Annotated in this window: 10 protein-coding genes; all 10 read right to left on the bottom strand. The window is 47.0% G+C overall.

Annotated elements, in window-relative coordinates; all coding sequences use genetic code 11:
- A partial coding sequence (locus tag AB1797_08240; GenBank protein ID MEW5767597.1) for a flagellin occupies positions 1 to 437 on the bottom strand: 437 nt, incomplete at its 3' end.
- An 894-nt stretch (positions 438 to 1331) separates the two neighbouring features.
- Positions 1332 to 3596 carry a hypothetical protein gene (locus AB1797_08245; GenBank protein ID MEW5767598.1) on the bottom strand — a complete coding sequence of 755 codons (2265 nt, stop codon included), beginning with the start codon at positions 3594 to 3596 and terminating at the stop codon, positions 1332 to 1334.
- 294 nt (positions 3597 to 3890) lie between these two features.
- Entirely contained in the window at positions 3891 to 5573 is a 1683-nt protein-coding gene (locus AB1797_08250; protein MEW5767599.1) for a diguanylate cyclase, read from the bottom strand.
- 262 nt (positions 5574 to 5835) lie between these two features.
- On the bottom strand, positions 5836 to 6342 hold the full coding sequence (gene mog, locus AB1797_08255; GenBank protein ID MEW5767600.1) for a molybdopterin adenylyltransferase: 507 nt from the start codon (positions 6340 to 6342) through the stop codon (positions 5836 to 5838).
- Positions 6343 to 6352: 10 nt separating this feature from the next.
- Positions 6353 to 6658, bottom strand: coding sequence for a hypothetical protein (locus tag AB1797_08260; GenBank protein MEW5767601.1), 306 nt, complete (start codon positions 6656 to 6658; stop codon positions 6353 to 6355).
- A 96-nt stretch (positions 6659 to 6754) separates the two neighbouring features.
- Positions 6755 to 7207 carry a preprotein translocase subunit YajC gene (gene yajC, locus AB1797_08265; GenBank protein MEW5767602.1) on the bottom strand — a complete coding sequence of 151 codons (453 nt, stop codon included), beginning with the start codon at positions 7205 to 7207 and terminating at the stop codon, positions 6755 to 6757.
- A gap of 775 nt (positions 7208 to 7982) precedes the next feature.
- On the bottom strand, positions 7983 to 8981 hold the full coding sequence (gene ilvC / locus AB1797_08270) for a ketol-acid reductoisomerase (protein MEW5767603.1): 999 nt from the start codon (positions 8979 to 8981) through the stop codon (positions 7983 to 7985).
- A 71-nt stretch (positions 8982 to 9052) separates the two neighbouring features.
- On the bottom strand, positions 9053 to 9532 hold the full coding sequence (gene ilvN, locus AB1797_08275) for an acetolactate synthase small subunit (protein ID MEW5767604.1): 480 nt from the start codon (positions 9530 to 9532) through the stop codon (positions 9053 to 9055).
- A gap of 47 nt (positions 9533 to 9579) precedes the next feature.
- Positions 9580 to 11253: a biosynthetic-type acetolactate synthase large subunit gene (gene ilvB / locus AB1797_08280; protein ID MEW5767605.1), complete on the bottom strand. Its 1674-nt coding sequence runs from the start codon at positions 11251 to 11253 to the stop codon at positions 9580 to 9582.
- A gap of 117 nt (positions 11254 to 11370) precedes the next feature.
- Positions 11371 to 13041 carry a dihydroxy-acid dehydratase gene (ilvD, locus tag AB1797_08285; GenBank protein ID MEW5767606.1) on the bottom strand — a complete coding sequence of 557 codons (1671 nt, stop codon included), beginning with the start codon at positions 13039 to 13041 and terminating at the stop codon, positions 11371 to 11373.
- Between the last annotated feature and the right edge of the window lie 332 nt (positions 13042 to 13373).

Raw genomic sequence — 13373 nt, forward strand, 5'->3', positions numbered from 1 at the left:
ACGGGAGCTTCTCTGGAGAAGTCGCCGGTGAGCAGCTTCATCGCGTTAAACTCGACGGCTTCGGCCTGGGTGTTAATTGATTCCAATAATTGATCGACCTCGGCCTGGATCATCTGCCTTTGATCCGAAGTCTCAGAACCGTTGGCCGATTCAATGGCCAGGACCCTCATGCGCTGGAGCATATCCTGAATGGCCGACATCCCGGCCTCAGCCGTCTGGATGACGGAGATCCCATCCTGGGTGTTTCTAATACCCTGCTCCAGTCCTAAGACCTGGGTGTCAACCCGCTGGGAAATAGCCAGCCCGACGGCGTCATCAGCCGCCCGATTGATGCGCAGTCCTGAGGACATGCGCTCCAGGTTCTGAGACAGGGCCCTGTTTACATTTGACAAATCGTGGTGAGCACCGATAGCGCTCGGATTGTGAACTACTCTCACATCCGTTTCCTCCCTGTTTTTTAAGATTTGTTCTCACCCGGAAGCCTCCTTACTTCCGGAAGGGCCTTACTTGGAGGGATAAATGATTGAACCTTGCCCCCCTGGCAGGCCTTTTGACAAGGTTTTCTCCTTGTAGGCGGCCAACCAAAAAACAGAGAGAATGGATGTTTATGCGGGATCACCCATTAGCTCGAATCTTAACGGATTTCCTCCCCTTAAAACCAGTCGGAGATCACATGCACCCCTCTCGCCAAAAGCAAAGGAAGCCTCTCTCCAAAGAGAGGCGCTATCCGTGGTTAGCTGCCTATAAAAATCATTGACCTTTCCTTCCCTCCCCCCTTTCTTTAAATTGAACACCTTCGGTAACATTGACCTTATATATTTTATAATAAGGGGCGGCTTAGAGTCCTCTCCATCTATAGAAGGAAAAACCCTCCCTTTTCTCTTCTAATCTAATATGGGGGACCATCTTACCAAAGGCGTTCAGAGATTTTTAAGTTTAAAGAGTCGCTCCCTCCAGGATATTTATCCTGCCCAAATAGGGAGTGAATAAGCCGTTGAGGAATAAAGCCCAGCAATACATGGCGGCTTTTATGTTGGATTCCTTAACCCCACTTGCTAATTCCGACTCTTTAAACCTGAATAATAAAAAAGACTTATCCCCTTTTGGACCTAATCTACCACCCTTCAGGAATAAGTCTTTTTTAGCATTTTTATTAATCCCTCCCTGGGAAAACAGCGCTCTCCTTGGCAGGCACACGTCAGGCTATGTTACTATAATCGACTGGATCAAGGAAAATATTTAGGGCGATTTACAGGAATTTACGGAAAATAAGTCTGCTTACAATAAATTAGCCAGCTATTTCAGCTCAATATAGCTCCTTTTCTTTTTCGTTAAAAATTTAGATTGGCTTCCCGGATTTCTTCTAGGGAAGAAACCGGACAAACCTCTTCTATGACAGCGCCTTTTTCATCAAGGACACAATGATGGCCTTTCTCGGATAACTCTCTTATTACCCCTGTATAGCGAGGCATGTTGGCTAAAAGATCATACTGGTCGGCTTCGCCCTCAACTACCTTCCCCTCCTCATCGAGGACAGCTTGTTTTGTCCCTTTGTAAGGGAGGAAGACGTCTTTTCTTTCCGCTAAAAATATCTCTACCCGGAGGGCCGCCTCACCCTCTCCACCTAACAAATTCAGGCTATTAACGATAAAATCCTGGACGGCTTGTTCCGTGATATAGCCGGTGACGGTATCCGTATTATCCTCATTGGGCACCTTTTTATCCGGTTTAATAGTGGCCGGGACATTATTACCGATCCCCTTGATCTTATCTACCCAGGTTTGTTTATCAATATCTCTAAGCTCAGTTATCTCAGTAACCCCAAATATTCGGAGAAAAAACAGCCGCAGATCTAAGGCATAAAAGGCAATATTAAAGGCCACCTTCTTTTCTCCAAATATATCCTCAATAAACCAGCCCTTTTGCTCACACTGTTGGTAGAATTCCTGGTCATCGGCGGTCTCCAATTTAATGGCCTTGAATCCCTCTCTCCCCCTAGTAGGGAACTCACTTATTTCACGAAACTCTCGCTGGGTAAATGTCCGGCCGGTCTTTTTATTTCGATAAGTTACCTCCGCGGCAAAACCACCTTTCCTGTCCCCGGCGGAAGGCACACATACGGCCACCGTAGCCACGCCTTTATTCTCCCTTCTCGCCCGCTCAATTTCACTTACCATCCCTTCCCGGACATAATTAAGAATATTATCTCCATTTCCAAAAGAGAGAATGCCCTCCGTGGTCTCTAATAATTCTATGATCAAATCCTTATCGGCAAATACGGATAATAATGCCCAGAGATGATTCTCTGCACAACTGACTATATGCCCGTCTTTGTATCTTAAGGCCACGCCAGTATCAGGGTTCAAGACAAGTCCCATCCGCTGAATAATCGGTTGAATCTGTCCGCTTTCGAGTTTTCCGCGATAATTTTCCTCGATATTCTTTCTGATGCTTTTATCACTTTCTTTCGGACTACAACTGGTCACCACCACCACTTTAGCCCCACGGCTCTGACCCAACAATAACCCTAACCGGGCATGGGTGATACTAATCCAGGTTTGCTTCCCGGCTGTTTTTATCTTTAACGCCCGGTGGGTTAACTTATGCGCCCCTATCGTCTCTTTTACCGAAGTGCTCGTTCCGCCACTCAGGACGAGAGATGGTATCTTCCCTTCTTCTATCGCCTTCCTTCCCAACTTAACTCTTTCGTCCTGGGGGTCAGTAGGTAAAGAAGCCAGCCCATCACCTTCAGCTAATGCCTTTACTTTCACTATTTCATAATCTTGCGGCCGGCTCCCTTTAGGTAAGCGGCAACTCTCAATCTCAGCCTCAAAGAGGCTCAGGGGTCTTCTGGGGCCGGTCTGAAATTTCATCTTCTCTTTAGGGCTTAACGTCCTTTTAATCTCATCCCATTTCTCCCAATCACAACCTACATACCGCCAGAAGATATAATCAGATAAGCCGACTATTTGGTCTTGATATTCCTTCCAGCCCGCCGTCTTCTCCAGCTTATCCAGGGCATCTAAAGCCAGATAGTAATCATGCCAATCATATTTTTCCCGATTACCACTGGCGCCTACTATGGCGATGAAGTGAAGAATTTCTAACAGATTTAATGGGTTAGCACTTCCTGCCAAGAATTCCTTTAACTTACCTTGGGCCTTCTCCATGGTCCTATTAGAGACCGGCGGAGGTATTAAGGAAGGATCCCAAACCCGGTTTACCGGCACAGGTTCCAGGGTATCGGCTGCCTCCATCTCCTTCCTGACAGGGGATCCAAACCCCTCTCCCCAGAAGAAGTCCCTCAACTCCTCATTACCTAACCAGCATAATAGATTCCGGCTCATCATCAGACCGGATAAGTTGACCTGGGGAGTTTTTACTCGGTAGGTAGTATGGCCGATTATCAAATAGTCCCTGCCCCTCAGATTAGCATGCTTGATATTTAATTTAGCTTTCTTGTGGGAGAGAAGGCAGGTGTGCTTAGTAAAAAATTGGATGAAAATTTCCCCCGCTTGACTTAATAATCCAGGAGCGATGGTAATTCTATTCTCGATAAGTATAGCCTCTTTATCTAATACTTTTTCCCGCGACATATATTTCTCCCTAAGCGTTCAGCCACAAAGACACTAAGACACAAAAATAGAGCAGTAGAGCAGTAGAGCAGCAGAGTAGTAGTTAAAGATTCTTCTGAAAGTTCCAGAACTGCTGCTCTATTGCTCTAATATTTTCTACGACACATATTTTCCCCTTTGTGTCTTTGTGCCTTGGTGGCTGAACGGTTACTTCTCTTCCAGTAGAGCGTGGACAGTAAGGGGCAGGTAGCAGGTGGTTAGGTAGGGGATAAGGAGTAGGCCGCAGGTATTCGAGACTGACTACTGACTACTCCATTAATAGTCGGTGGCCCAGCAGACCCTATTTTTACCTCCCTTTTTGGCTTGATAAAGGGCCTCATCGGCTTTTTTAATTAGATCGCGTTCGTTAACTCCATCTTCAGGATAAGTAGAAACACCCAGGCTTATGGTCGTCCTAATAGAATTCTTAACCCCGCTGGCTTTCAAGAATTCGACCTCTTCCACATTTTTGCGCAATCGTTCAGCCATGACAGAGGCCCCCATTTTATTTTCTTCTGGCAGGATAATGACAAATTCCTCGCCGCCATATCGGGCTACGATATTTACTCCCCGAGTAACTCCCTTGATTACTCTGGCCAGTTCCTTTAGGACCGTATCTCCCATGAGATGCCCATAAGTATCATTTACCTTTTTAAAATCATCTATATCCAACATAATCAAGGAAAAGGCTGATTGATACCTCTTGGCTCGAACGAGTTCTTCTTGGAGACGTTCCTGAAAATGACGATAATTATATAAATCAGTCAACTCATCCGTCACAGAAAGTTTCTCCACCTTTTTGTGGAGGAGGGCATTTTCAATAGCTACCACCGAATGCATCGCCACCGTATTCAAATTTTTAATATCCTCGCCAGAGAAAGCATTGGCTGTTCTGTTGCCTATCCCCAAAATTCCCTTGACCCTGCTTGAGATAAAAGGGACAGTAAGAAAAGAATTTAATCTCGCCCCTGGCAATTTGTCCTTCTGATAAGAAGTCTGATTTTCTCTGATCAGGCGGGTCTTTATTGACTCTCGTTCCACTGATTCACCTGTTTGCGAGGTAAAGGCCTTTATTATCCTGGATTTAATTTCATCTTCATCAATTAAATCATCTTCACTGTGGGCCAAATAATCTAAATATAATTCAATCCCATCTTTTTCCACCAAAAAAACGGCCAGGATATGATAGTCAATGACATCCCTGATAATATTTACCATCGATTTGATGATATCTTCAAGATTCAAACTCTCATTCACCGCCTTGTTCACTTCATTGATAAGGGTCAATTCATTGAGACTGCGGTCCAATAAGTCATTCACTTGCGAAATAATCGTTTTAGAAGCGGTTAATTTTTGGGTCAATTCTCCCAATTCTTTGGCTTCTTGCTTAAGTCTGGTATATTTCTCATACAACCTGGCCTGTTCGATCACTTCGGCCACTTGATCACTCCATTGTAAAAGAACATCCAGATCGGCCTCAGTGAAAGAATCCCCACTGATCTTATTGGTAACATTAATTACCCCGATGGTCTGAGTGGTAGCCAGAGGAGCGCTTAAGAAGGAGTTGCTGGTGTAGTGTTTTCTTGGGGCAGATAATCGGAAACGATCGTCCTTAGAGATATCCTCTACCCAGAGGGGGGTGTCTTCCTTAAAGACTCGACCGGCTATTCCTTCACCCACCCTTATCCTGACCTCTTTCATTATGTGGGGAGCCAGTCCTCTGGCTGCCCCAATGGAAAGTTCTTCTTTTTTTTCATCGATCAACATTACCGAGGCTCGTTCCACACCCATTAGAGAGGCGGTCTCATCTACTATGCCTTCCAGACATTCCGATAAATTAGTCTTAGGTATATTCTTCTTTCTTTCGATGAGCGACTTAAATCCCCTCAAGGATTCGCCCCCCTTACTGTTTTTCTGATGAGCCATCTGTTCTTTCAATTCGACTGAATTATATCCCACGTTGACCCTCCCTGGGCTCGATACTCGATGCTCGAGTATCGAGTATCGAGTATCTTTTTAAGTAGCAATTATCGTGCCAACTTTTATCTTGGGAGCAAAAAAACTGATATCCCTAAGGGAGATAAGAATCTATCTCTTTCTTAGGCTGGAAGGGACCAGCCACCTTTCCTGGCTCGATGTTTACAAAAATAGACACTATTATGCAAACATATTGTTATTAAAGAAGTTACGAATGTCCATTTATTTGAACTCAATGTCTGGTTTAATCATCACTTCCTGGCGGCCAGCCACACTCTTTATCCTCACCCCTTAAAAGCCGCACCGCATGAGGAATGGCCGGTAATATAGCCCTCAAACACTCTCTAACCGCCTTGGGGCTTCCGGGCAGGTTGATAATAAGAGATCCCTTCCTCGCCCCCGCCGTAGCCCTCGAAAGGAGACCAAAAGGCGTAAACTTGAGACTTTCAGCCCGCATAGCCTCCCCAAAACCAGGGATCTCCCGGTCAATTACCTGCCTGGTAGCCTCGGGGGTAACATCCCTTGGCCCTAAGCCTGTTCCGCCCGTGGTTAAAATAAGATTACAACCTACCTCATCTACCATATTTATTAGCCCACGCCGGATCTCTTCCCCTTCGTCCGGGACGATTGAATACTCGGCTACCTTGGCCGGCAAGGGAGTGATCATTTCCTTGATAAGTTCTCCGCTCTCGTCTGCCCTCTCGCCGGCCGCCCCTTTATCGCTTATGGTCAGAATGCCAACAGTAATCATCGTCTTCTTTTTAAACGGCTAAAGCCATCTCTTCTTTTTCTTTTTCCTCAGGTAGAAATTCGACCCTTACCAGGTAAGGTCGTTTACCTTCCAAACATTCTTTAAAGAAGATCATATCCTCCTTGGACACATCCCATCTCTCATTATCGTCATGCAAACCAGCCAAGGCGGTCACTGCATCTTCTAAAAGTATTTCATCTACCCCAAAACATCTTTCGGTAATGACCCTTATGGCCCAACTTGAAGCCTCTTTTTTGCTTACTTTACCTTCCAGATAACCATCGATCTGGTTAACTACCGCTTCCTTTAGACTCATCTCTCCTTCACCACCTTATGAATCAGCGTTTCAGGAAATATCCCTTTATAATGGGGATCCCGACTGCCTGGTGCTTCATGGGGACCGTGAACAACTCTAACTGGTAGGTTGGCTCTCCTTTTTTTGAGCTACCGCTGAGCGGGAAAATTCTAACTTTATATCCGCTCCCTTCGCATCCGAGCCTACCTTGACGATTAAAGTCTCATCCTTCACCGCCGCAATCACCCCGTGAATTCCACCCGAGGTAATCACTTCGTCACCCTTCTTAAGTCCCTTAAGCATCTCCTGGTGGCGTTGTTCTTTTTGTTTCTGGGGACGAATGACTAAGAAATAGAAGACACCAATAATGAGAATAATAGGGAGAAAAGAGGTTATTAATCCTCCGCCGCTCCGGGCGGCGCTGCTTTCACCTTTGGCAGCCCAGGCCAGAGATGGCAAAGAGATAAGGAAAACAGAGGCTGGTATAGCTGATGGCTGGTGGCTGATGACTGATTTCACCTTCCCCAACCCCCATTCCCAAAGCTGTCCTCGATTATCTTGTGCTTTCATGTATCCTCCTTCTATAAATGGCCATAGTCATCGTTTCGGCACTTTTTCGAATCGCGAATCTCGAATTGCGAATCGCGAATCTATTTTTTAATTCGCGATTCGCAATCCGCGATTCGCGATTAATCCGTAAATGGCCGAAACGATGACCAAGGCCATTAGCGGTTATCCGGCTAAATACCCGACGGCCACCCTTAGCCTACTATCCATCAAATGCATTTTAAGCTAAAGTTTTTCTGAAAAATGCCGATAGTAATATTGTAAGTTACATAGGTTTTCCCTCCTAAGGCTCTATGGACCTGTTAATTTACACTAATTCTCATGCTAAGACTAGACGGGTTTAATCACCCGTCTAGTTTTTTTATGCAGGAAGAGTTGAGAGTGGAGCGCTGAGAGAAGAGACCTCTCCACCCTTATCTACCAGTTTACCCCGATTTATTGAGATGTTACATTTTTTTTAAAATTAGGTCTAAAGTTTTTTTCCATTATGCCGATATTAATAATGTGATAGGTTGAGGATATTTATAGTTCCCCTCCCAAAAGGTTCTATAAAGAAAACTCAATTTGCACAACTCTCATGCGAAAGCTAAACGAGTGGCGGCTCTCGTTTAGCTTTTCTTTTTGTAAGCGTTCAGCCACTAAGACACAACCTCGATCCTCGATCCTGGATGCTCGATTCTGGATGCTCGATTCTGGATACTGAATCCTTTACCAGCATCGAGGATCGAGCATCGAGCATCCCGCATCATGTGCTGAACGGTTACTTCTTTTTTAGTAACTACAATTTTTTCTTACCCAGGCCCATCATTCCTCTGAGCTTAGCGCCCACCTCTTCAATCAGATGTCGGCTGTCCTTATCTTTAAGGGAGTTATAAACCGGTCGTCCGGCCTGATTTTCCAGGATCCACTCCCTGGCAAAGGAGCCGTTAACGACCTCATCCAATATCCGCTTCATCTCAGACCTGGTAGCTTCATTAACTACCCGGCGTCCCCGGGTCAAATCTCCATATTCAGCCGTATCACTGATGGAATACCTCATGCCGGTAATTCCATATTCAAAGATAAGATCGGCAATAAGTTTCACTTCATGACAGCATTCAAAATAAGCGATCTCCGGCTGATACCCGGCTTCAACCAGGGTATCAAAACTGGCCCGGATAAGTTCAGTTAGACCTCCACAAAGAACCACCTGTTCTCCAAAGAGATCGGTTTCTGTCTCTTCGGCAAAAGTGGTTTCAATAACGCCTACCCTGGTGCCTCCGATTCCTTTAGCGTAAGCCAGGCCGACCTCGGTAGCCGTTCCGGAATAGTCCTGTTTTACGGCCAGTAAATTGGGGACTCCTTTACCTTCACAATAAAGCCGTCTAACTAAGTGACCCGGCCCTTTGGGGGCCACCATAATGACGTCTATATCTGGCGGCGGGACAATCTGGTTAAAATGGATATTGAAGCCGTGGGAAAATCCGAGGACATTACCTGGTTTCAGGTTAGGCGCGATATACTTGTTATACACGGCCGGCTGGGTCTGATCCGGAACCAACATCTGAATGAAGTCAGCCTTTTTAGCTACCTGGTCGGCCACCGCTACGGTCATCCCATCATCTACCGCCCTCTGCCAGGCAGCGCTCCCCTCCACTTCGGCCACCACTACATTAAGTCCGCTGTCCTTCAGATTTTGAGCCTGAGCGTGTCCCTGGCTTCCGTAACCGATAACCGCGATTAGCTTGTCCTTTAGAACCTCCAAATTCGCATCCTGATCATAATAGACTTTAGCCATCTTAACCTCCTCCTTTATCAATTTCGGAAGGCGGATTTCGGATTGCGGATTTTAAATCCGAAATCCGCCATCTACTTATTTCCCCTGGCCACAGCCACTTTGCCGGTTCGGATAAGTTCTCTAATCCCGTAAGGCTTTAGCAACTCAATAATGGCCTCTATTTTTGTCTCCGCCCCGGTGACCTCCACCGTCATTATTTCGGTATTAACATCTATGATCCTGGCCCGGAATATACCTACAATTTCCATAATCTCGGGCCTCTTACTGGTATCGGCGGCCACTTTAATCAGGACCAACTCCCTCTCGACATGGTCCTTCTTGGTCAAATCGGTCACCTTGATGACATCAATCAGTTTATGGAGCTGCTTCATCACCTGCTCCAAAATTCGGTCATCGCCTTTAACGACAATGGTCATCCTGGAAACAGTAGGGTCCTCTGTTTCGCCTACGGTTAATGAGTCGATGTTAAATCCCCTTGAAGAGAAAAGCCCAGCAATGCGGGCCAGGACACCGAATTTATTTTCTACTAAGACCGAGATGGTATGTCTCATCTTGACTCGTCCTCCTCTATGGCCAGATTATTGAGCGCCCATTTCTCTTAGGCCATCCCCTCAATCATCTGAGTCAGAGCCGCCCCGGCCGGGACCATAGGGAAGACATTCTCTTCCCTGGCGATACGAAAATCCATCACCACCGGCTTGGAAGAAGCTACGGCCTGTTGGAGGGCCGGGCGGACTTCTTCCTCTTTAGTGATTAGTATCCCTTCTGCCCCATAAGCCTCCGCCACTTTAACAAAATCCGGGGCCACCGAAATATCCGTCTGAGCATAACGCTTTTTAAAGAAAAGCTCCTGCCATTGCCTGACCATACCTAAATACCGGTTATTCAGGATAGCAATATTTACCGGCAGCTTATACTGAACAGCCGTGGCCAATTCTTGGATGTTCATCTGAAAGCTGCCGTCACCGGCAATATCAAAGACAACCGCTTCCGGGTGTCCGGCTTGGGCCCCGATAGCGGCCGGAAAGCCGTAACCCATGGTGCCTAATCCACCGGAAGAGAGAAAGGTTCTGGGCTTTAGATATTTGTAGAACTGAGCGGCCCACATCTGGTTCTGACCGACTTCGGTAGTTATAATGGCCTCACCTTTGGTTACTTCATAAATCTGTTCCACCACATATTGCGGTTTTAGTTCCCCTTCTTTTTGATAAGTAAGGGGATGTTTTTTCTTCCACTCTTCGATCTTAGCCAGCCAGGCGGCCGTATCTCCCGGTTTCACCAATTTATTGAGTTCTCTCAGGACATTGCCCACATCACCCACAATAGGGATATCCACCTCGATATTTTTACTTATGGCCGCTGGATCAATATCGATGTGGATGATCTTGGCATGGGGGGCGAATTCATCTACCTTACCCGTTACCCGGTCATCAAATCTGGCGCCTACCGCAATGATCAGATCCGATTCACTAATGGCATAATTGGCATATTTGGTGCCATGCATACCCAGCATACCCAGAGAAAGGGCATGATCTCCAGGGAAACCGCCCAGGCCAAGCAGGGTCATAGTCACCGGTATGTTGGTTTTTTCGGCCAATTCCTTAAGTTCAGCGGCTGCGCCAGAAGAAATTACCCCGCCGCCGGCGTATATGACCGGCCTGGAGGTCGTCGCTATGGCCGCCGCCGCCCGTTTGATCTGGCCAGGATGACCAAAGTAAGTGGGATTATAACTCCGCATCCTCACCTCGGTTGGATATTTAAATTCAGCCATCCCGGTACTCACATCCTTGGGTAGATCGATTAAGACCGGCCCTGGCCTGCCTGTTCGGGCGATATGAAAGGCCTCTTTTATCGTCTTAGCCAGCTCATTTACCTCCTTGACCAGGTAGTTATGTTTGGTGATGGGCCGGGTAATGCCGGTAATATCCGCCTCCTGGAAGGCATCATTACCAATCATAGCCGTAGGCACCTGGCCGGTAAGGGCGATCATGGGAATAGAATCCATATAGGCGGTGGCTATTCCGGTAACCAGATTGGTTGCCCCCGGCCCGGAGGTGGCGATACAGACCCCCACCTTACCGGTGGAGCGGGCATATCCATCGGCGGCATGGGCTGCCCCTTGTTCGTGTCTGACCAGGATAAACTTGATGGGGGCATCATAAAGGGCATCAAAGAGAGGCAAAACCGCCCCGCCTTGATAACCAAATATAACTTCCACATTTTCCTTGAGTAAGGATTCAACTACAATTTGAGCGCCATTTAACTTTGACATCGTTAGACTCCTATCAATTCAGGTGTTTAGGCTGAAGGCTGAAGACTGAAGGCTGTAAAACATCTCGAAAGGCTTTACACCTTCAGTCTATCTCCCTTCAGTCTATCCCCCTTCAGTCTATCTCCCTGAGTAGTTACAATGGTTAAACACAGCTCCATGGTTAGCCGGTCCGACGAGTTGGGCATAGCGGCCTAAATAACCATGTTTAATCTTTGGCTCTGGTGGACTCCATCGATGGAGTCGTTCCTCTATTTCACCATCATAAACATTTACCTCTAATTTATTCTTGGGGATATCGATAATGATCTCATCCCCATTTTTCAGGACAGCGATAGGCCCGCCGGCGGCTGCCTCCGGCGTAATGTGACCAATAGCTGCCCCTCTGGTTCCCCCAGAGAAACGGCCATCCGTAATCAAGGCTACCTTAAGATTCATTCCCGAGACCACTGAAGTGGGGGTAAGCATCTCTCTCATCCCTGGACCACCTTTAGGGCCTTCATACCTGATGACAATCACATCTCCATCTTTGACCCTGCCGCCGGTAATGGCGGCTACGGCTTCTTCTTCCAAATCAAATATCCTGGCCGGTCCACGATAAACTAACATATCAGGCGCTACGGCCGACTGTTTGACTACTGCGCCATCAGGGGCCAGATTGCCAAAAATGATACCGATCCCTCCCTGAGCATGATAGGGATTATCAACCGGTCTTATTACCTCAGAGGATAGGACCTTGCTCGCGGAAACATTCTCATAAACCGTCTTTCCGGTTACGGTTAGACTGTCTCTAATCAGGCCGTGTCTAAAGAGTTCTCCCATCAGGGCCGGTATTCCCCCGGCCTCATTCAGGTTATGCAGGTAGTGGGGCCCGGCCGGATTGAGATGACACAGATGGGGCGTCCGTTTACTAATCTCATTAAAGATGTTCAGGTTTAATTCGACCCCGGCCTCGGCCGCAATGGCCGAAAGATGAAGCACCGTGTTGGTTGAAGCGCCAATAGCCATATCTACCGAGATAGCATTTCTAAAGGCCTCTTCGGTTAGAATCTGACTCGGCGTGATCCCCCTTTCTACCAGCTCCATAATTTTCATTCCGGCTTCTTTAGCCAGGCGGACCCTGGCTGCCTGGACAGCCAAGATCGTCCCGTTTCCAGGGAGTCCCAGACCCAATGCCTCGGTGAGGCAATTCATAGAATTGGCGGTATACATCCCGGCACAAGAACCACAGCCAGGACAAGCCACATCTTCCATTTGATTAAGCTCATCCTCCTTTATCTTACCGGAAACTAGCCGGCCGACGCCCTCAAACATAGAGATAAGGGTCACATCCCGGCCTTGAAATCTCCCGGGAAGCATCGGTCCACCACTTACCACTATGGCCGGGATATTAACCCTGGCCGCCGCCATCAGCATGCCCGGAATAATCTTATCACAGTTGGGAATCAAAACGAGGCCGTCAAAGGGATAGGCCGTGGCCATTGTCTCCACTGAATCAGCTATCAATTCTCTCGAAGCCAGAGAATATTTCATGCCGGTATGATTCATGGCAATTCCATCACAAATACCAATGGTAGAAAACTCCATCGGGGTCCCACCGGCCATTCTTACGCCGTCTTTTACGGCCTGGGCAATCCGATCAAGATGAATGTGACCGGGAATGAGTTCATTGGCTGAGTTAGCCACTCCAATGATTGGCCGGTCAAGTTCAGCCGTCAAATACCCCATGGCCTTAAAAAGAGACCGGTGGGGTGCCTTTTCCAGCCCGAGCTTCATGACATCACTTCTCATTCCTTGCCTCCTTTTGAAGCATAGCAGTAAGGACCTTTCCTTCTGCCTCTTGCCTCTGCCTCTCATTTTGCCTTGCCATCCGAAGATTAGTATCTTCTCAAAGCACTTATCCCCTCTTGCCTTCAGTAGAGATTGATTTTTAAAGGTTAATAATATCAATGACTGCAGAAAACTTTTAACTGTCGAGTTGAGAAGATACTTATTATGTAACTACTCAGCCTCTATATAGTAGCCTTACCTAGCGAAACCACAACATATTGTGTTTAGGTGTTTAAAAGTTAGCTAAAATTCCTAAAAAACGGCTTTCTATGCAACCTATAAAAGGAGACGAA

It is taken from the genome of bacterium (genome assembly GCA_040753085.1).
Lineage (GTDB): Bacteria > UBA9089 > JASEGY01 > JASEGY01 > JASEGY01 > JASEGY01.

What these genes read in the sequence shown, in the direction of transcription:
- AB1797_08245 (MEW5767598.1), bottom strand. Translation starts at nt 3,596, where the DNA reads ATGTCGCGGGAAAAAGTATTAGATAAAGAGGCTATACTTATCGAGAAT.
- mog (MEW5767600.1), bottom strand. Translation starts at nt 6,342, where the DNA reads ATGATTACTGTTGGCATTCTGACCATAAGCGATAAAGGGGCGGCCGGC.
- AB1797_08260 (MEW5767601.1), bottom strand. Translation starts at nt 6,658, where the DNA reads ATGAGTCTAAAGGAAGCGGTAGTTAACCAGATCGATGGTTATCTGGAA.
- yajC (MEW5767602.1), bottom strand. Translation starts at nt 7,207, where the DNA reads ATGAAAGCACAAGATAATCGAGGACAGCTTTGGGAATGGGGGTTGGGG.
- ilvC (MEW5767603.1), bottom strand. Translation starts at nt 8,981, where the DNA reads ATGGCTAAAGTCTATTATGATCAGGATGCGAATTTGGAGGTTCTAAAG.
- ilvN (MEW5767604.1), bottom strand. Translation starts at nt 9,532, where the DNA reads ATGAGACATACCATCTCGGTCTTAGTAGAAAATAAATTCGGTGTCCTG.
- ilvB (MEW5767605.1), bottom strand. Translation starts at nt 11,253, where the DNA reads ATGTCAAAGTTAAATGGCGCTCAAATTGTAGTTGAATCCTTACTCAAG.
- ilvD (MEW5767606.1), bottom strand. Translation starts at nt 13,041, where the DNA reads ATGAGAAGTGATGTCATGAAGCTCGGGCTGGAAAAGGCACCCCACCGG.